Source organism: Serratia sp. P2ACOL2 (genome assembly GCF_003691565.1).
In the GTDB taxonomy this organism is placed as follows: domain Bacteria; phylum Pseudomonadota; class Gammaproteobacteria; order Enterobacterales; family Enterobacteriaceae; genus Serratia; species Serratia liquefaciens.
The window spans coordinates 5310505-5330847 of the sequence record NZ_CP033162.1 but is presented as its reverse complement, the minus strand read 5'-3'; the positions used below and the strand labels follow the sequence as shown (position 1 = coordinate 5330847).

The following is a 20343-nucleotide window of genomic DNA, read 5'->3' as shown; positions in this document are numbered from 1 at the left end:
AATTTGATTAATAGTGCGATTAAAATCTGGCGCAAGTTATATCCACAAATTGTGTAAAAGTCGATAATAACCTTCAGTTAAAATAGCACTGTTTAACGCAGTGATTTCAATAGGATTTTTATTTCCCATTATAACGATAAACTCATCGTTATAATTTGTTGTCTTTTCTATGCACAAAGTTATCCACAGGCAGGATCTTGCGGATCGCTTTGCAGAATCACATGATTTTCGCCCTTAATGCACGCTAAGGTTCGTCTCAGGCGGCCAGCTATGGCATGCTTACCGTCATGTCCGATCACGATAAAGAAACGCTATGGCCCAGATTGCAGAAAACCCATTAATCCTGGTTGACGGTTCCTCGTACCTCTACCGCGCTTATCACGCCTTCCCTCCGCTGACCAACTCTGCGGGTGAACCTACCGGGGCAATGTATGGCGTGCTGAACATGCTGCGCAGTCTATTGCTGCAGTACCAGCCAAGCCATGTTGCGGTGGTGTTTGATGCCAAAGGAAAAACCTTCCGCGATGAGCTGTTCGCAGAATACAAATCGCACCGGCCGCCGATGCCGGACGACCTGCGCGCGCAAATCGAACCGTTGCACAAAATGGTCAAGGCGATGGGGTTGCCGCTGCTGGTCACGCCCGGCGTAGAAGCCGACGATGTGATTGGCACTTTGGCACTGGAGGCAGAAAAAGCCGGCCATGCGGTGCTGATCAGCACCGGCGATAAAGACATGGCGCAGTTGGTCACACCGAACGTTACCCTGATCAACACCATGAACAACACCATCCTTGGTCCACAGGAAGTGTGCGATAAGTACGGCATTCCGCCGGAGCTGATTATCGACTTCCTGGCGTTGATGGGTGATTCCTCGGATAACATCCCTGGCGTACCCGGTGTGGGCGAGAAAACCGCGCAGGCGCTGCTACAGGGGCTTGGGGGGCTGGATGCGCTCTATGCCAACCTCGACAGTATCGCCACGCTCAGCTTCCGCGGCGCCAAGACCATGGCGGCCAAGCTGGAACAGAACAAAGAGGTGGCTTACCTCTCCTACAAGCTGGCGACCATCAAAACCGACGTCGAACTGGATCTTACCTGCGCCGATCTCGAAGTATCAGCGCTGGATGTCGATGTGCTGCAGCAGTTGTTTAAACAATACGAATTTAAACGCTGGATGGCGGATGTCGAAGCCGGTATTTGGTTGGAAGGTAAAAAGGGTGCCGGCGTGAAAGCTGCCAGTGCGCCAAAGGCGACGGCAGTCGCTGCCGTAACAGACAAAGCACCTGCCGAAGCGACGTTATCGCAAGAAGGTTATGTCACCATCCTGGATGAAGATACTTTCGCGCAGTGGCTGGAAAAGCTGAAAAAAGCCGAGGTATTTGCGTTTGATACCGAAACCGACGGTTTGGACACCCTGACCGCCAATTTGATTGGCCTGTCGTTTGCCATTGCACCGGGCGAAGCCGCCTATTTGCCGGTAGCGCATGACTATCTCGATGCCCCGGCACAGCTGGATCGCGATTATGTGCTGGCCACCTTAAAGCCGCTGCTGGAAGACGAGAAAGCGCTCAAGGTCGGGCAAAATCTGAAGTTCGATATGGGCCTGCTGGCGCGTTACGACATTACCCTGCGCGGCATTGCCTTCGACACCATGCTGGAATCTTATGTGCTGGACAGCGTGGGCGGTCGTCACGATATGGACAGCTTGTCCGATCGTTACCTCGGCCATAAAACCGTGACCTTCGAAGAGATCGCCGGCAAGGGGAAAAAACAGCTCACCTTCAACCAGATTGCACTGGAGCAGGCGGCTCCTTACGCTGCCGAAGATGCCGACGTTACCTTGCAATTGCATTTGGCGATGTGGCCGCAATTGAAGGAAAGCGCCGAGCTGCTGAAAGTATTCAATGAGATTGAAATGCCGCTGTTACCGGTGTTGTCGCACATCGAACGCACCGGGGTGCTGATTGATCAAAGCATTCTGGCCACGCACTCCATCGAATTGACCAAACGCCTGGCCGAGCTGGAAATTCAGGCCCATGAACTGGCGGAAGAGCCTTTCAATCTGGCGTCAACCAAACAGCTGCAGGCGATCCTGTACGAAAAACAGAAGCTGCCGGTACTGAAGAAAACACCGGGTGGTGCCCCATCTACTAACGAAGAAGTGTTGGCCGAACTGGCGTTGGATTACCCGTTGCCTAAGGTGATCCTGGAATACCGTGGCTTGGCGAAGCTGAAGACGACCTACACCGACAAGTTGCCGCTGATGATCAATCCGGTCAGTGGCCGGGTGCATACCTCTTATCATCAGGCGGTGACGGCTACTGGACGTCTCTCCTCGAGCGATCCTAACCTGCAGAATATCCCGGTGCGTAACGACGAAGGGCGCCGGATCCGCCAGGCCTTTATTGCTCCTGAGGGTTACCGCATCGTTGCGGCCGACTATTCGCAAATCGAACTGCGCATTATGGCCCATCTGTCACAGGATGAAGGGTTACTGAAGGCCTTTGCGGCCGGTGAGGATATCCACCGTGCCACCGCAGCCGAGGTATTTGGCCTGCCGCTTGATAAAGTGACCCACGAACAGCGTCGCAGCGCCAAGGCAATTAACTTTGGCCTGATTTATGGCATGAGCGCGTTTGGTCTGGCACGCCAATTGGGCATTCCGCGTGGTGAAGCGCAGCGCTACATGGATCTCTACTTCGAGCGCTACCCGGGCGTATTGGAATATATGGAGCGTACCCGCCAGCAGGCTGCCAGTCAGGGCTATGTAAGCACGCTGGACGGCCGCCGTCTCTATCTGCCGGATGTCAGCTCCAGTAATGGCATGCGTCGCAAGGCGGCCGAGCGCGCGGCGATTAACGCCCCTATGCAAGGGACTGCCGCCGATATCATCAAACGTGCGATGATCGAGGTGGACGCCTGGTTGCAAGCTCAGGAAGAGCCGCTGGTGCGTATGATCATGCAGGTACACGATGAATTGGTGTTCGAGGTGCATGAATCGGTGCTGGAAGCCTCCAACCAACGCATTCGCGAGCTGATGGAAAACAGCATGACGCTGGCTGTCCCACTGAAAGTGGATGTCGGCGTGGGGGCCAACTGGGACGAAGCCCACTGATTGCGCGGCCGTTCACTGGCCTCGCTCTTAAAGGATGGGCTAACTGGCGATAACCTAAGCAGTTTTTGTAATTAAGCTACAGGATACGGCGATTGTTTCCCCAACCTCGCCGTTATTACGCGCCAAACTGTGTAAGTAAACTACAAAAAATTCTTTTGCACTGCGAAAAAATCATGTAGAGTTACTGGCGTAGGGTACAGAGGTAAGATGTTCTATCTTTCAGACCTTTTACTTCACGTAATCGGATTTGGCTGAATATTTAGCCGCCCCAGTCAGTATTGACTGGGGCGTTTTTTATTGTAAAAACAAAGCCAAACCATAGGTTCTTCTTATTCGTCCCGCGACCTCTTTCCTTCAGATTTTCCCCCGAAATGGCCTGCTCAACGGATTCTCAATACCAAGTCATCATAAGTATTTGTGATGGATTTCAGTCAGAACTGTAATTAGATAACGAAAATAGCCTGGCGCCCGAATAACGCGCATAAAAAAGCCGATGCGTTTCCACATCGGCTCTGTTGCAGCGCAGCGGCTTTTTATTCGCCGGCGGCTTCATCATCTTCCGGTAGCACTTCCGGCGGGATCTCGTTAAACCAGGTGTTCAGTTTCTGGCTCAGTTTGTCGACGCCCATCTTTTTCGGTGAGGAGAAGGCCTCAACCTGGATATCACCCATAAACGGCACTACCGCTTCACGCACCATATTCAGTTGCGCCTTACGTGCGCCGGATGCCAGTTTGTCCGCTTTGGTCAGCAGAACCAGAACCGGCGTGCCGACATCGACAGCCCATTGGATCATCTGCTGGTCGAGATCTTTCAACGGATGGCGGATGTCCATCAGCACCACCAGGCCTTTCAGGCAGTTGCGCATTTGCAGGTATTCACCCAGCGCCCGCTGCCATTTGCGTTTCATCTCTTCAGGCACTTCGGCGTAGCCATAACCCGGCAGGTCAACCAGGCGAATGCCTTCTTCCACTTCAAACAGGTTGATAAGCTGGGTACGCCCCGGCGTTTTACTGGTACGCGCCAGGCTTTTCTGGTTGGTCAGGGTATTTAACGCGCTGGACTTACCGGCGTTAGAACGGCCAGCGAACGCAACTTCAATACCTTCATCCCCCGGCAGATGGCGAATATCGGGCGCACTGGTGACGAAATGGGTCACATGATAATTGTAATTCTTGCTGGTCAAAATTTTTCGTCTCCGTGAGGATGGCTAACTGGTTGGCGATTATAACTGCATCAGCGCTAAAAATGGTGTGTTTCTCTGTTTTTAAGCGCCGGGCCAGTTGGGTGTGGCAATTTATGTGGGGCAGGCTTGTGAGACATTTGCCATTCGAATAGGGGGTAATGTCGCTTTTATTCGAAAGTTGTTTTTATTCTTTTTATTATAAAACATGTATTTAATTCTCCGATGCGTATTTTTATCAGCCTATTACGCAGCGGGTGCCTTGAGCCTGACCCCTGATAGCGTAAAGTAAGTTGCAGCACAGGGCTGTGCAGGATTAAGGAACATCCGGGAAGGGTGATAAATCTCAGGGAGAGCACGGGACGTGCTAATGAGTACCAGGACGAATAACCAAAGGAATGGGTCTATTTGCATCGGAATTTGCAAATAGCACAGGGATGGTGAAGTTACCGCAATTGGGATGCCGGCAGGAAGCAAACTCAGGAAGAGTGGACACGAACGGATTTCACCATGGACGATTTTCCCTTCAGGATGAAGGAAGTAGTGCGGCAGGGAATGCGCTTATAGCAAAAGGAAAAACCTGGATGTTGAGTGTGCGCACGGAATGCGTAGCAGGAATATCCTTCGAAAGAGGGTGCAAAAAGGCGGCGGGTTTAACCTGCCGCCTTTTTTCTTTGTTCGCTTTCTGCTAGATTCCGCCGCAATCGTATAGCATCTATCTCTATACTGAATCTACATACCTAAGAGCATACGCTATGAACCAGCCATCAAAAGCACCTCGCGCCCCACGCAGCAGCGCGGCGACGTCGAAAACCAAAAAGAAAAGCCGTGTGGAGCTCGATCAGGAAGCCCGTGAGCGCAAGCGTCTGAAAAAGCGCCGTGGTCTTGCTTCCGGTTCTCGCACCCAGGTTGAGTCTGCCAATCAAAAGAATAAGGCCGACGCGCAGACCAAAGATCCGCGCATTGGTAGCAAAGTGCCGGTAGCGCTGGTGGTTGAAGCCAAGCCAAAAGCCAAGCCGCAGCCAAAACCTAAGGCCGAAGCCAAACCACGTCTGTCCCCGGAAGAAGAGCTGGCGAAGCTGGAAAATGATGAGCGTCTGGACGCACTGCTGGATCGTATTGACGACGGCGAGACGCTGAGCGCAGAAGATCAGAGTTATGTTGACCAGACTCTGGATCGCATTGATGCCCTGATGGAACAACTGGGCATTGAGCTGGGCGACGATGAAGACGACGAAGAAGAAGAGAAAAAGGAAGATATCCTGAAACTGCTGAAAGGCGGTAACCCGAAAGACGTAATTTAACGCGTCATGTGGCTGATCCCGTCAATAGCCCTACTCTTGATGTGTTATCTGCTGTGGTTATTCGGTAAACTATGGCGGCTGTCTAAACGCAAAAAGCGTTTTCGCAGCGCTTCCGCGGCCAGACAGCGTAGACAACTGCCCATCTCCCGGCCCGGTAGGAAAAAATATCGGAAGGAGTGAGCATGTCAGAGCAGGCAATTGTCTGGGATCTGGCCCTGATCCAGAAATATAACTATTCAGGGCCGCGTTACACCTCATACCCCACAGCGCTGGAATTCAACCAGAGCTACGACGAAGCGGCGTTTCAACGCGCCGCGGCGCGTTATCCTGAGCGCCCTTTATCGCTGTACGTGCATATTCCTTTCTGCCACAAGCTCTGCTATTTCTGTGGTTGCAACAAGCTGGTGACGCGTCAAACGCACAAGGCCGATGAATATCTGGCGGTGCTGGCGCAAGAGATTGCTCAACGTGCACCGTTGTTTGCCGGGCGTAAGGTCGGCCAGATGCACTGGGGCGGCGGTACGCCAACCTATCTGAGCAAGGCACAAATCAGCCAGCTGGTAACGATGCTGCGCCAACACTTTGATTTTCTTCCCGATGCCGAAATGTCGATCGAAGTCGATCCGCGTGAGATTGAGCTGGATGTGCTCGATCATTTACGTAGCGAAGGTTTTAATCGCCTGAGCATGGGGGTGCAGGACTTCAATAAAGAGGTGCAGCGGCTGGTGAACCGCGAGCAGGATGAAGCCTTTATCTTTGCCCTGATTGCTCGCGCTAAAGCGCTTGGCTTTAATTCCACCAATATCGATCTAATCTACGGCTTGCCAAAGCAAACGCCGGAGAGCTTTGCCTACACTCTGCAGCGTGTGGCAGAGCTAAGCCCCGATCGCCTGAGCGTATTTAACTATGCCCATATGCCGAACCTGTTTGCTGCCCAGCGCAAAATCAAAGACGCAGATCTGCCGAGCGCGCAGCAGAAACTGGATATCTTGCAGCACACCATAGCCTCCCTGACCGAATCGGGTTATCAGTTTATCGGCATGGATCATTTCGCACGACCGGACGATGAGTTGGCGGTGGCACAGCGCGAAGGAAAACTTCATCGTAACTTCCAGGGGTACACCACCCAGGGCGACAGTGATTTGCTGGGGCTGGGTGTCTCCGCCATCAGCATGCTGGGGGACAGCTATGCGCAGAACCAGAAAGAGCTGAAGGTTTATTACAACAGCGTTGAAGCGCAAGGTCATGCACTGTGGCGAGGCCTGGCGATGACCGAAGACGACTGCTTGCGGCGTGAGGTGATCAAAACGCTGATCTGCAATTTCAAACTGGACTACCTGGCCATAGAACGTCAGTTCGGCATCAACTTTGCCGATTATTTTGCCGAGGATTTGCAATTGTTGGCGCCGTTTGAACGCGATGGGCTGGTGGAGCGTGACGAGCAGGGCATTCAGGTTACGCCGCGTGGCCGGTTACTGATCCGCAATATTTGCATGTGCTTTGATATCTACCTGCGTCAACAGGCCCGCACTCAGCAATTCTCTCGGGTTATTTAATGAGTAAAACATCGGCCGCTTTCGCGGCCGTTGTTTTAACTGAAGAAATTAATCAGTGCGGCACACAATACCGCAGCAACGGCTGCCTGCGGCGTGTGGCTGGCGGCAGAACCAAGTTCTGCGCCTTGAGAAATGAATGCGATTAACGAATCCAGCATGGAAGCCTCCAGGGTGTGCGCCCCGATCATACTGCGGCCTCTTCGGCTGTAAAGCCTGAAATAGCCGTTTTTTTGTGCGCTTGATTGTATTTTCTATCATCAATGCCGCAAACTATTCCATTCCCAATTCTTTCAACTTACGCGTTAACGTATTGCGCCCCCACCCCAGCAAACGGGCGGCTTCCTGCTTATGCCCCTGGGTATGACGCAGTGCAGTGGTGAGCAAGGTGCGCTCCATCTCCGGTTGCGCTTCCGACAGCAGGTTTTGATGACCGGAACGCAGCGCGCGGTCTGCCCACTGTGCCAGCAGCGTGGCCCAACTGTCGGGCAGGCTATGCCCGGTCGTTTCCGGCGCAGAGGTTTCAAACAGCTCGCTCGGCAGATCCTGAATCAGCACCTCCTGACCAGCGGCCATCACGGTTAACCAACGGCAGGTGTTCTCCAACTGGCGAACGTTACCTGGCCATGGCAGGCGCGTCAGTGCAGTTTCAGTCTCCGGGTGCAGGTTTTTCGCTTCCACACCCAGCTCCTTTGCCGCCACCTGCAGGAAGTAACGCGCCAGACGCGGAATATCCTCACGACGTTCACGCAACGGCGGAAGGTGCACGCGGATCACGTTCAGGCGATGGAACAAATCCTCACGGAATTTACCTTCCTGTACCCGCATTTCCAGGTTCTGGTGGGTGGCGGCGATGATGCGTACGTCAACCTTCACCGGGGCATAACCACCGACCCGATAGAATTGGCCATCTGCCAGCACCCGCAGCAAGCGGGTTTGCACATCCAGCGGCATATCGCCGATTTCATCCAGGAACAAGGTCCCGCCGTCGGCCTGCTCAAAGCGACCCTGACGGATTTGGTTGGCGCCGGTAAAGGCCCCTTTTTCATGCCCGAAAAGTTCGGACTCGATCAGGTCTTTGGGGATCGCCGCCATATTCAGCGCGATAAAAGGTGATTTGGCGCGCGGACTGTGACGGTGCAGGGCATGGGCAACCAGCTCTTTACCGGTACCTGATTCGCCGTTGATCAGTACGCTGATCGACGAACGCGACAGGCGCCCGATGATGCGGAACACGTCCTGCATCGCCGGGGCTTCACCGATGATGTCTGCCACCGGATCGTTGGCCGGTTGGCTGCGTGCAGGCTGCTGCTGCTCCTGATAATGGCTGATGGCGCGTTCTACCAGCGCTACGGCTTCATCGATATCAAAGGGTTTCGGCAGGTAATCGAACGCCCCTTGCTGGTAGGCGCTGACGGCGGCGTCGAGATCCGAATGTGCGGTCATTATGATGACCGGAAGCATCGGATGACGCTGTTTGATCTGCTTGAGCAACGCAAGACCATCCATACCCGGCATGCGGATGTCAGACAGCAACACGTCAGGAGTTTGCGTGGCCAGGGCTTCGAGCACCGCATTGCCACTGTCGAAGGTCACGCAGCTCACACCGGCTCCAGTGAGCGCACGTTCAAGCACCCAGCGGATGGAGCTATCGTCATCGACGATCCAGACTATCCCTCGTTGCATAGAAAACCTCACTGGCGAATAGGCAGGTAAACCGAGAATTCGGTATGTCCTGGCCAACTGTTAAATTCAATTTTTCCGCAATGCTGATCGATAAGATTACGGGCGATGGATAACCCCAGGCCGGTCCCGCCTTCGCGGCCGCTGACCATCGGGTAAAATAGCGTGTCCTGCAACTGCGCCGGCACACCGGGGCCGTCATCTTCTACGTCGATACGTGCCGCTAACCGGTAGCGGGTGCCGTGCAGGGTGATCTGGAAAGCGGTACGAGTGCGCAGCGTGATGGTGCCGCCCGTTTCTCCCAGCGCCTGCAGCGCATTGCGGGTGATGTTCAGCAATACCTGTTCGATTTGATCCGGGTCGTGCGCCATTTCAGGCAGGCTCGGGTCGTAGTCCCGCACCAGCGTCACGTTATCCGGCTTCTCAAGCGACACCAGTTGGCACACACGCTCTGCCACCTGATGAATGCTTTGGGTTATGTGCTGGCCCGGCCGCTGCGGGCCGAGCAGGCGATCGACCAGGTTGCGCAGGCGATCGGCCTGCTCAATGATCACCTTGGTGTATTCGGTCAGCGACGGATCGGGCAGCGCCTTGGCCAGCAATTGAGCCGCACCGCGCAACCCGCCAAGCGGGTTTTTAATTTCATGCGCCAGGCCTCGGACCAGATCGCGGGCTGCCACCTGCTGGGCGTGCTGAAGTTGTTCCTGGCTCAAACGGCGTTGGTTATCCATTGGTGCCAGCTCGATCAGGATATAGCCATCAGGCAGAGCCTGAGCGGTCAGGGAGAGGATATGCGCACGCCCGTCAACCACCAGGGTCACTTCGTTATCGGTAAAGCCCTGACCGGCATGCAGGCTCTCACGCATCAGATCGACGTTCAGTGAGAAATAACCGAGCAAATCGGGTAACGGTGTACCGAAAAGTTTACGAGAACTTTGTGCCAGCAGTTGTTGTGCTGCCGGATTGGCGTAATGAACCGCCAGCGAGTCATTCAACAGCAGGATACTGTTGATGAGAGAATTGAGGATCTGCCCTGCGTCGGGCAGCTTGCCAGTTGCCATATATGCCCTTTATCTTTCAAGACGCAGCGTTGTTGGCTGCTCTTACTCACACCAGTCACTTGGCAGACCAAGCTCCTGTCGGTTCGCTCGGTTGCCGCCTAGCTGCACCGTGAAATCTCTTGGGCATAGCAGACGACTGCACCTTTTTAGTGCATTTATCCTACTCCATCCGTTATGCACGCGGTATGGAATAGTTTTGCAGAAAATACGGTGGAGAAAAAAACCCATCCGAAGATGGGCTGAAAGTTTCCACGGCAACAAAAAAAGACAACTAAATCTGGGCGCCGCCCGCAGACGGCGTGGTAAAACTTAAACGCTGTAGTACAGTTCGAATTCAACCGGGTGTGGCGTCATGCGAACGCGGTCCATCTCTTCTTTGCGCAGATCGATGTAAGCATCGATAGCGTCGTCAGTGAATACGCCGCCACGGGTCAGGAACTCGCGGTCTTCGCTCAGTGCTGCCAGCGCTTCATCCAGAGAGCCTGCAACTTTTGGAATTTCAGCTTCTTCTTCCGGTGGCAGGTCATACAGGTTTTTGTCCATGGCGTCGCCAGGGTGGATTTTGTTAATCACACCGTCCAGGCCTGCCATCAGCAGGGCCGCGAAGCACAGGTACGGGTTAGCCGCTGGATCCGGGAAACGGGCTTCGATACGGCGCGCTTTCGGGCTGGCAACCACTGGAATACGAATGGAAGCGGAACGGTTACGGGCAGAATAAGCCAGCATGACCGGAGCTTCGTAGCCTGGGACCAGACGCTTGTAAGAGTTGGTGGTCGGGTTGGCCAGGGCGTTGATCGCTTTAGCGTGCTTGATGATACCGCCGATGTAGAACAGGGCAGTCTCAGACAGGCCGCCGTATTTGTCGCCGGCGAACAGGTTGGTCCCGTTCTTGGACAGCGACATGTGACAGTGCATGCCGGAACCGTTATCACCGAACATTGGCTTCGGCATGAAGGTCGCGGTTTTGCCAAATGCGTGAGCCACGTTGTGAACCACGTACTTGTAGATTTGGATTTCGTCGGCTTTCTTGGTCATGGTGTTGAAGCGGGTTGCCACTTCGTTCTGACCTGCGGTTGCCACTTCGTGGTGGTGCGCTTCAACGACCAGGCCCATTTCTTCCATGGTCAGACACATGGTAGAACGGATGTCCTGTGAAGAATCGACCGGAGGAACCGGGAAGTAACCGCCTTTGACTGCCGGACGGTGGCCTTTGTTGCCGCCATCGTATTGGGTGCCGGAGTTCCATGCGCCTTCGATATCGTCGATGGCCACGTGGGAACCGCGGATGCTGCTGCCGAAACGAATGTCGTCAAACAGGAAGAATTCTGGCTCTGGCCCGAACAGAACGGTGTCTGCGATGCCGGAAGAGCGCAGGAAATCTTCTGCACGCTTGGAGATTGAGCGCGGGTCACGATCGTAGCCCTGCATGGTGCCTGGCTCGAGGATGTCGCAGCGAATGATCAGGGTAGATTCTTCGAAGAACGGATCCAGTACCGCAGTGCTGGCGTCTGGCATCAGCACCATGTCAGATTCGTTGATGCCCTTCCAACCGCCGATCGAGGAACCGTCAAACATTTTACCTTCTTCGAAGAAGTCGGCATTTACCTGATGAGCAGGGATGGTGACGTGTTGTTCTTTACCCTTGGTGTCAGTGAAACGCAGGTCTACGAATTTCACTTCATGCTCATTCAGCATCGTCAAAACGTGTTCAGCGGACATACTTAACTCTCCCGGATTTATCATTGTCGTCGTCGTGGAACGAATCTGTGAAACTGGCTTTTTTTGCCTTGAAAAGACTAAAGCGAAAACTGTGCCAACTTTGCTAAAGCGCTTTAATCGCCTTTCTGCTTGGGTTTTGCACAGAATCAGTATGCACCATCAGTGACGCTTTGCACTTAAATGGTGCAATCAGTGCGGGGTGGGGCACTGTAATGGTGCAAAAGTGCACCGGATGCTGCTTTTTGCACCGTGAAAGGGATCACATACTGACCTGTACACAGTTGTTTATAAGAGACTGTTGTGATCTTGTTTAGTCCCTCGCTTAATACGTGTACAATAGCGCGCTATTTCTAATGCCTGAGGCAAAGCTGTGATCGAAAATTTGCGTAACATCGCCATTATTGCCCACGTTGACCATGGTAAGACCACCCTGGTTGATAAGCTGCTGCAACAATCCGGTACTTTCGGAGAGCGTGTAGAAGCCACCGAACGCGTAATGGACTCCAACGATTTGGAGAAAGAGCGTGGGATTACCATCCTCGCAAAAAACACCGCCATTAATTGGAAAGACTACCGCATCAACATCGTGGATACCCCAGGACACGCCGACTTCGGCGGTGAGGTTGAGCGTGTGATGTCAATGGTTGACTCGGTGCTGCTGGTTGTGGATGCAATGGATGGCCCAATGCCGCAAACCCGCTTCGTGACCAAAAAAGCCTTCGCTAATGGTCTGAAGCCGATCGTGGTAATCAACAAGGTTGACCGTCCGGGCGCACGTCCTGATTGGGTTGTTGATCAGGTCTTCGACCTGTTCGTTAACCTCGACGCGACCGACGAGCAGCTCGACTTCCCAATCATCTATGCTTCTGCATTGATGGGGATCGCCGGTACTGACCACAATGAGATGGCGGAAGACATGACCCCGCTGTATCAAGCGATCGTAGACCACGTGTCTGCACCGCAGGTTGAGCTCGAAGCGCCATTCCAGATGCAAATCTCCCAGTTGGACTACAACAACTACCTGGGCGTGATCGGTATCGGCCGTATCAAGCGCGGTAAAGTGAAGCCAAACCAGCAGGTCACCATCATCGATAGCGAAGGTAAAACTCGCAACGGTAAAGTGGGCAAAGTGCTGGGCCACATGGGTCTGGAGCGTATCGAGTCTACCCTGGCTGAAGCGGGCGACATCATCGCTATCACCGGTCTGGGCGAGCTGAACATTTCCGACACCATCTGTGACACCTCTGCAGTGGAAGCACTGCCGGCGCTGTCTGTAGATGAGCCGACCGTAACCATGTTCTTCAACGTCAACACCTCACCTTTCTGCGGTAAAGAAGGTAAGTTTGTGACTTCGCGTCAAATCCTTGAGCGTCTGAACAAGGAACTGGTGCACAACGTGGCACTGCGCGTTGAAGAAACTGAAGATGCTGATGCATTCCGCGTATCTGGCCGTGGTGAACTTCACCTGTCGGTTCTGATCGAAAACATGCGTCGTGAAGGTTTCGAACTGGCGGTATCCCGTCCGAAAGTAATCTTCCGTGAAATCGATGGTCGTAAACAAGAGCCGTTCGAAAACGTGACCTTGGACATCGAAGAACAGCACCAGGGTTCAGTCATGCAAGCCATGGGTGAGCGTAAAGCTGACCTGAAAAACATGGATCCAGACGGTAAAGGCCGTGTGCGTCTCGACTACGTGATCCCAAGCCGCGGCTTGATTGGCTTCCGTAACGAGTTCATGACCATGACTTCCGGTACCGGTCTGCTGTACTCCACCTTCAGCCACTACGACGACGTGCGTCCGGGTGAAGTTGGCCAGCGCCAGAACGGCGTGCTGATCTCTAACGGCCAGGGTAAAGCGGTAGCGTTCGCCCTGTTCGGTCTGCAAGATCGCGGCAAGCTGTTCCTGGGTCACGGTGCGGAAGTGTATGAAGGCCAGATCATCGGTATTCACTCACGTTCCAACGACCTGACCGTGAACTGCCTGACCGGTAAGAAGCTGACCAACATGCGTGCTTCCGGTACTGACGAAGCCACTACCCTGGTTCCGGCTATCAAAATGACTCTGGAGCAAGCTCTGGAATTCATCGATGATGACGAACTGGTAGAAGTCACGCCAACCTCGATCCGTATCCGTAAGCGTCACCTGACGGAAAACGATCGTAAGCGTGCAAGCCGCGGTCCTAAAGAAGCTTAATCGCCGATTTAGTCTGCAACACTTAGGGCGCGCCAGCGCCCTGAGTTTTTTCCTCTGTCTTTTCTCATTTCTGCCGCGTGCTATACGCTTTTCCATCCGCTCTCTATTCAGCCTCTGCTTTTCCCGCTACAGTAAAATCTCACCGGCCCATCAGGAGAGGACTATGCTGTATATCTTTGATTTAGGTAATGTGATCGTCGATATCGATTTCAAACGTGTACTGGGTGTATGGAGCAGTTTGAGCGGTACGCCATTGGCGGTCTTGTCCGAACGTTTTGCTATGGGCGAATTGTTTCAGCAGCACGAGCGCGGTGAAATCAGCGATGAAGACTTTGCCGAAGGGCTGAGTGCCGAAATGGGGATTGCCCTCAGTTTCGAGCAGTTCGCTACCGGCTGGCAGGCGGTGTTTGTCGCCCTGCGTCCAGAAGTGATCGACATCATGAAGCGCCTGCGCAGCGAAGGTCACCGGGTGGTGGTGTTATCGAACACCAACCGCTTGCACTGCAATTACTGGCCGCAGCACTACCCGCAGGTGGCCGAAGCCGCCGATCATCTCTATTTGTCGCAGGATCTTGGCATGCGTAAGCCGGACGCCAACATTTATCTACACGTACTGGATGCAGAAAATACTTCGCCGGACGACGCGGTGTTCTTTGACGATCACCCGGATAACGTCGCTGCCGCCCAGGCACTTGGCATCAAAACGGTTCACGTGACCGACCGCGACGTAGTACCGGCTTATTTTGCCCAATGACCGCAAAGGGTTAAGCTTAAGGCGTACAAACTGACATCAAGGAGTGGCCATGTCGTTTTTCCGCCGCAAGAAGCTGCCCGCTTCGATCAAACCCAGCGTCACCTTTTTACGACTGCTGATTAAACGCGTCGACAGCGATGGCCTGACCATGTTGGCGGGCCACCTGGCCTACGTATCACTGCTGTCACTGGTACCTCTGGTGACCGTGGTGTTTGCGCTGTTTGCCGCGTTCCCGATGTTCTCCGACATCAGCGTTCAACTGAAAAGCTTTATCTTTTCCAACTTCATGCCGGCCGCCGGCAACGTGATCCAAAGTTATCTGGAGCAATTTGTCGCCAACTCCAACAAGATGACCGCCGTCGGGACCTGCGGCCTGATAGTCACTGCGCTGTTGCTGATCTCGTCGGTGGACAGCGTGCTCAACACCATCTGGCGCAGCAAGAATCAGCGTCCTATCGTGTTTTCTTTCGCCGTGTACTGGATGGTGCTGACCCTGGGGCCGCTGTTGGTGGGGGCCAGTATGGCGATCAGCTCCTATCTGCTGTCGCTTAACTGGCTGGCGCAAACCGGCGTCAACAGCCTGGTGGATCAGGTGCTGCGTATTTTCCCGCTGATCCTGTCGTGGATATCGTTCTGGCTGCTGTATTGCATCGTGCCGACGGTTAGGGTGCCACCCAAGGATGCGTTGATTGGCGCACTGGTGGCCGGTTTGCTGTTTGAGCTGGGCAAGAAGGGGTTTGCGCTGTATGTCACCATGTTCCCGTCTTATCAGCTGATTTACGGCGTGTTGGCGGTGATCCCCATTTTATTCCTTTGGGTCTACTGGAGCTGGTGTATCGTGTTACTCGGTGCGGAAATCACGGTTACCATTGGGGAATACCGCGACTACCGACAGCAAAAGGCACAACAACAGGAACAGTCATCAGAAGGGCAGTTATGATTGCGTTAATTCAACGGGTATTAAATGCCAGCGTCACGGTGGAAGGCCAGACGGTAGGCAACATAGGCCCCGGTTTGTTAGTGTTATTGGGCGTGGAGCAGGACGATAACGAACAGAAGGCTGAGCGCCTGTGTGAGCGCGTATTGGGCTACCGCATCTTTGGCGATGAGAACGACAAAATGAATCTCAACGTCCAACAGGCAGGGGGCAGTTTGCTGGTGGTCTCGCAGTTCACGCTGGTGGCCGACACGCAAAAGGGGATGCGTCCGAGTTTCTCTCGTGGCGCGGTACCGCAAGAGGCCGATCGGTTATACCAATATTTTGTTGGCCAATGCCGCGAACGCGGTATCGAAACCCAAACCGGTGAGTTTGCGGCCGACATGAAAGTCGCGCTGGTGAACGACGGGCCGGTGACGTTTTGGCTTCAAGTCTAAGAATTCTGAGAGAGAAGGCGTCTATGTATCACCTACGAGTACCGGTAACAGAGCAAGAACTGAAAGAGTATTACCAGTTTCGCTGGGAAATGCTGCGCAAGCCGTTGCACCAGCCGGTGGGGTCGGAAAAGGATGCCTACGACGCCATGGCACATCATCAGATGGTGGTGGACGAGAGCGGAAAAATTGTCGCCATTGGGCGGCTGTACATCAATGCCGATAACGAAGCCGCGATTCGTTTTCTGGCGGTAGACCCGACGGTGCAGGACAAAGGCCTGGGGACGCTGGTAGCCATGACGCTGGAATCCGTGGCGCGCCAGGAGGGCGTGAAGCGCGTAGTCTGTAGCGCCCGTGAAGACGCGGTAGATTTCTTTGCCAAGCTGGGTTTCATTAATCAGGGTGAGATCACCGCGCCGCAAACCACGCCGATTCGCCATTTCCTGATGATCAAACCGGTGGCGACGCTGGACGACATCCTGCATCGGCCCGACTGGTGCGGTCAGCTGCAGCAGGCCTGGTACGATCACATTCCGCTCAGCGAGAAGATGGGGGTGCGCATCAGCCAATACACCGGCCAGCGCTTTGTCACCACCATGCCGGAAATTGGCAACCAGAACCCGCACCACACGTTGTTTGCCGGCAGCCTGTTCTCTCTGGCCACCTTGACCGCCTGGGGCCTGATCTGGCTATTGCTGCGTGAGCGCCATCTCGGTGGCACCATCATTTTAGCCGATGCCCATATTCGTTACAGCAAGCCCATCACAGGCCGACCGCGTGCAGTGGCGGATCTCAGCTCGTTGAGCGGCGATCTGGCCCGTTTGGCCCGTGGCCGCCGCGCTCGCGTACAGGCGGAAGTCCATCTGTTCGGTGACGACGACAAAGGTGCGGTATTTGAAGGCACTTATATGGTGTTGCCGGCCGAGCCGGAAGTGCCCCTGGATCAGGGCGGCTGTGAGGCGATAGACAGTTAATACCCAGGCCCTCTCTATGCGGAGAGGGCCTATCCAGAATTAAGGCAGTTGCTGGTTGACCGTTTGGCCATCGGCGGCAGTGGCCTGCAATCTGCCCTGCAATGAAGCCTTAAATGGCCCATCGCTGTTCAACAAACCTTTCAACTGTAATTGCAGATTACCGTCGCCTTCCAGCGGCACTGCTTGCCATCCCCATTGTTGTAGCGTATTCAGCGGTACCGAACGCCCATTCAACGACAGCGTAAAAGGCTTGCCCGGCAGTTGCTCGGCGGTGGCTTTGGCATCCAACAACCCCTGCGGCATAAAGGCGCTGAGCTCGGTGACGTTGATCTGCCCGTCATTGGCGTTCAGCGCCAGCGATGGTCGGCGCACGTCAATTTTGTTGAAGGTAGCTTCACTGCCGTTCAAATTCAGCGTGCCGGACCAGATGCCCCACTGGTGATCGCGCGCCAGCAGCAGGTTGCTGCCATAACCGTCCAGTGCGGTGATCTGGAAAGGGAAGGCCGGGTTGATATCGATGATTAGGTTACGGTTGGTGGTCAGTTTATTGACATACACCTCCGCCAGCCAGTTCGGCAGCGGTTGTAACCACAATGCGCGCCAGTCTATAGGCAACGTATATTCCAACGCAGCGACCGCGACCTCATCCAGCTGCAGGCGGTTGTTGGCACGCAGCCAGTTGCCCGAGGTGCGCAATAACCCACCTTCCCAGCGGGTGGTGAACTGCTGAATGGCGATGCCGGCCGGCGAGAGTCGCATATTCATGATCGGATCAATCAGATGGAAACTGCCATTGATCAGGTCGCTGGCGTTAAAGTTCAGCGAACCGTCCTGGCTGCTCCAGTCGCCTTGTTGGAAGGTGACATTTTGCAGTGACAGGTCGAGATCGTTAAATGCCCACTCCTTGCCTTCCAGCCGTGCATCTATCAGATCAAAACGTTTGAGCGTGACGGGGGGCAGAGCGGTAAAACGTTGCCAGAACTGTTCCAGTGTCAGCGGTGTCTGCATGCGCACGCCGCTGAGCCTCAGTCGCTCTACCTGCCAACTGCCGTCGGCGGCGCGGGTGGCTACGCCGGTCAAATCCCCCTGCGCCAGGTCGGCGCCGAAATTGCTGAGCAGCAGCTGATTTTGTTTCAGCTCGCCCTGAACCAGGACCTGAGAGGCCGGGATGCCATTGAGCGTCATCGAGCCAGCGCTGAACTGGAACTGATTGTTATCACCCAGCGGATGGTCGGCTTTGGGTTGCCATGGCGTGATGCCGGCGTTGACCTGCTGCGAGTTGAGCTGCCAGGTTTCATCGTTGGATTGCAGCGCCATATTGCTCAGTTGCAGCACGTCGGCCTGTATTGGCATTGCTGCGTCCTGCTGCTGCAGATTCAGCGTGCCGTCACGCAGCGTGACGCTATGGAAATGACGAGGTTCGGTAATTTGGCGCAGGCTGAGACCGAGGTCCAGACGTTTGGCCACCAGTGATTGAGGCTGATTTTTTTTGGCCAACTGAACGTCTTCCAGGCTGATTTGGCCCGGCTGGTTCCATGAGTGCGAGATTGCCGCCACCGACAGGCGGTAGTCGCTGTTATCGCTGACCCAGCGGCTGACCCAGCCCGCGGCCCAACGGGTTTGCCCTATGACGTACAACAGTGCAACGGCCAGCACGACCAGCAGCAGCAACGTCAGCAACAGTTTTCCGATAAATTTCATCGTCTACATCCGCGTCGGTCAAAAAAGATACCCTGTTTATGCCGCAATTGGCCGGGCATCTCAAGTGCAATGGTCTGATAGGCAATAAAAAACGGCCGCAAGCGGCCGTTTGTCACAAGGCAGTTCGATGAATTATTGTTTCTCGTGTTCCTGCGGGAACAGCAGGTTCAGCGCGATGGCAGTGATGCCGCCGGCAGCAATGCCTGAGGAGAGTAATGTTTTCAGCCAGTCCGGTGCGAACTGCAAGATCAACGGTTGCTGGGAAACGCCCATCCCCACGGCCAACGACAGCGCCATGATCATGATTGCACGGCGGTTCAGACGCTCTCGCGACACGATGCGCACACCGGATGCGGCGATGGTGCCGAACATCACCAGGGTGGCGCCGCCCAATACCGGCTCAGGAATGTGTTGTACGAAGCCGGCCACCGCCGGGAACAGCCCCAGCGCGATCAGCATCAGTGCCACCACGAAGCCGACGTAGCGGCTGGCGACGCCGGTCAGTTGGATCACGCCATTGTTTTGACCGAAGCAGGAGTTAGGGAAGGTATTAAACACCGCCGACAGCATGGAGTTCAGGCCGTTGGCCAGTACGCCGCCCTTAAGGCGCTTCATATACAGTGGGCCACTGACAGGTTGTTCCGACACGTCAGAGGTCGCGGTGATATCGCCGATAGTTTCCAGCGAGGTGACCATAAAGATAAGCATCAGCGGCAGCAGCAGATTCCAGTCAAAACCCAGACCGTAATACAGCGGGGTCGGGATGATGATCGCCGCCGTCTCGGGGGTGGGCTGGCTTTCTGGCAGCATGCCCATGGCCCAGGCCAGCAGATAACCTACCGCCATGGCAATCACCAGTGAGGCGACGCGCAGGTAGGGATTGCGCTGACGGTTAAGCAGAATAATGACCAGTAATACCGCGCCGGCCAGCAGCAGATTTTTGGGGGCGCCGAAGGTACCTCCGTTCATCGCAGCATAGCCGCCGCCGATGGAAGTCAAACCGACCTGAATCAGAGACAAACCGATAATCATCACCACAATGCCGGAGACCAGCGGGGTGATGATGCGCCGTGCCAAGTGCAACACGCGTGACAGCAGGATCTCGGTGCAGGAGGCGACCATCAGCGTACCGAACAGCGCAGCCATCATGGTGGGAACGTCCGCGCCGCCATTTTTCAGCGCCAGCCCGCCCATGATCAGCGGCGAAACAAAGTTAAAGCTGGTGCCCTGAATAGACAGCAAGCCCGAGCCGACGGGTCCCCAGGTTTTGATTTGTAAAATCGAGGCCAGGCCGGAGGCGAACAGCGACATGCTGATAATGTGCTGAGTGTCCTGCACCGGCAGACCCAGTGCCTGACAAATCAACAGGGCCGGTGTGATCACGGCAACGAACATCGCCAGCAGGTGCTGACCGGCGGCGAACAGCGTTTGCGGCAGCGGTGGGCGATCTTCCAGGCGATAAATCAGTTCACTGTTGCGGGGAGTGGCGGATGCTTTTTGCGCAGCATCGAACTCGGCGGATGGCTGGGTCATGGTGTGGCATTTCCAGAAACGGCAAAGCAGGCATTTTAATGATTTGGCCCATAAAAGCAAACGGTTGCGCGTTAATGCTTTGTTAGCAGTATCGTCACTTATGTCGCATTTTCGTTCATTTTTTCTTGTGTTATCAGCGTTTTTTACTTCTAATCCTGCACTCATCAAGTTTTAAAAACTAAGCGGTTTTCTCTAACTTA

General features: G+C 54.6%; 15 protein-coding genes. 8 read left to right on the top strand and 7 right to left on the bottom strand.

Features of this window, described 5'->3' with window-relative positions:
• Positions 1–313: 313 nt before the first annotated feature.
• A complete protein-coding gene (gene polA / locus EBA31_RS25535) occupies positions 314–3115 on the top strand; it encodes a DNA polymerase I (RefSeq protein ID WP_122080481.1) in 2802 nt (933 codons plus the stop codon).
• Between the two features lie 533 nt (positions 3116–3648).
• Here polA and yihA read toward each other — a convergent pair.
• Entirely contained in the window at positions 3649–4299 is a 651-nt protein-coding gene (gene yihA / locus EBA31_RS25530) for a ribosome biogenesis GTP-binding protein YihA/YsxC (protein WP_046374857.1), read from the bottom strand.
• Positions 4300–5051: 752 nt separating this feature from the next.
• Between yihA and yihI the strand changes: the two genes are divergently transcribed.
• Together yihI and hemN are read left to right on the top strand one after the other, a co-directional pair.
• Positions 5052–5600, top strand: a complete 549-nt coding sequence (gene yihI / locus EBA31_RS25520; RefSeq protein ID WP_020837675.1) for a Der GTPase-activating protein YihI — start codon at positions 5052–5054, stop codon at positions 5598–5600.
• 182 nt (positions 5601–5782) lie between these two features.
• Positions 5783–7156, top strand: a complete 1374-nt coding sequence (gene hemN / locus EBA31_RS25510; protein WP_122080480.1) for an oxygen-independent coproporphyrinogen III oxidase — start codon at positions 5783–5785, stop codon at positions 7154–7156.
• A gap of 35 nt (positions 7157–7191) precedes the next feature.
• Here the strand turns inward: hemN and EBA31_RS26860 are convergent, their stop codons facing one another.
• From EBA31_RS26860 to glnA, 4 genes are all read right to left on the bottom strand, one after another.
• Complete coding sequence (locus EBA31_RS26860) at positions 7192–7314, bottom strand: YshB family small membrane protein (protein ID WP_139285489.1); 123 nt, start codon at positions 7312–7314, stop codon at positions 7192–7194.
• Positions 7315–7426: 112 nt separating this feature from the next.
• The gene (glnG, locus tag EBA31_RS25505) at positions 7427–8839 is read right to left on the bottom strand and encodes a nitrogen regulation protein NR(I) (protein WP_041415118.1); all 1413 of its coding nucleotides are present in this window, start codon (positions 8837–8839) and stop codon (positions 7427–7429) included.
• Between the two features lie 8 nt (positions 8840–8847).
• Positions 8848–9897, bottom strand: coding sequence for a nitrogen regulation protein NR(II) (glnL, locus tag EBA31_RS25500; RefSeq protein ID WP_122080479.1), 1050 nt, complete (start codon positions 9895–9897; stop codon positions 8848–8850).
• A gap of 309 nt (positions 9898–10206) precedes the next feature.
• Positions 10207–11616 (bottom strand): glutamate--ammonia ligase, encoded by a 1410-nt coding sequence (gene glnA / locus EBA31_RS25495; protein WP_020837667.1) that lies wholly within the window; start codon positions 11614–11616, stop codon positions 10207–10209.
• Positions 11617–11986: 370 nt separating this feature from the next.
• On the opposite strand from glnA, the gene typA reads away from it, so the two are divergent.
• The 5 genes from typA (at position 11987) to fabY (ending at position 16909) form a co-directional block, all read left to right on the top strand.
• On the top strand, positions 11987–13810 hold the full coding sequence (gene typA, locus EBA31_RS25490) for a ribosome-dependent GTPase TypA (RefSeq protein ID WP_020837665.1): 1824 nt from the start codon (positions 11987–11989) through the stop codon (positions 13808–13810).
• Between the two features lie 163 nt (positions 13811–13973).
• The gene (gene yihX, locus EBA31_RS25485) at positions 13974–14564 is read left to right on the top strand and encodes a glucose-1-phosphatase (RefSeq protein WP_020837663.1); all 591 of its coding nucleotides are present in this window, start codon (positions 13974–13976) and stop codon (positions 14562–14564) included.
• Between the two features lie 49 nt (positions 14565–14613).
• The gene (locus tag EBA31_RS25480) at positions 14614–15504 is read left to right on the top strand and encodes a virulence factor BrkB family protein (protein WP_020837662.1); all 891 of its coding nucleotides are present in this window, start codon (positions 14614–14616) and stop codon (positions 15502–15504) included.
• Positions 15501–15938, top strand: coding sequence for a D-aminoacyl-tRNA deacylase (gene dtd / locus EBA31_RS25475; RefSeq protein WP_020837661.1), 438 nt, complete (start codon positions 15501–15503; stop codon positions 15936–15938). The genes EBA31_RS25480 and dtd overlap by 4 nt, the downstream gene beginning before the upstream one ends.
• A gap of 23 nt (positions 15939–15961) precedes the next feature.
• Entirely contained in the window at positions 15962–16909 is a 948-nt protein-coding gene (gene fabY / locus EBA31_RS25470) for a fatty acid biosynthesis protein FabY (protein WP_020837659.1), read from the top strand.
• A 39-nt stretch (positions 16910–16948) separates the two neighbouring features.
• Here the strand turns inward: fabY and EBA31_RS25465 are convergent, their stop codons facing one another.
• On the bottom strand, positions 16949–18610 hold the full coding sequence (locus EBA31_RS25465) for an AsmA family protein (protein WP_122080478.1): 1662 nt from the start codon (positions 18608–18610) through the stop codon (positions 16949–16951).
• Positions 18611–18742: 132 nt separating this feature from the next.
• Positions 18743–20143 (bottom strand): NCS2 family protein, encoded by a 1401-nt coding sequence (locus EBA31_RS25460; RefSeq protein ID WP_122080477.1) that lies wholly within the window; start codon positions 20141–20143, stop codon positions 18743–18745.
• Positions 20144–20343: the final 200 nt, after the last annotated feature.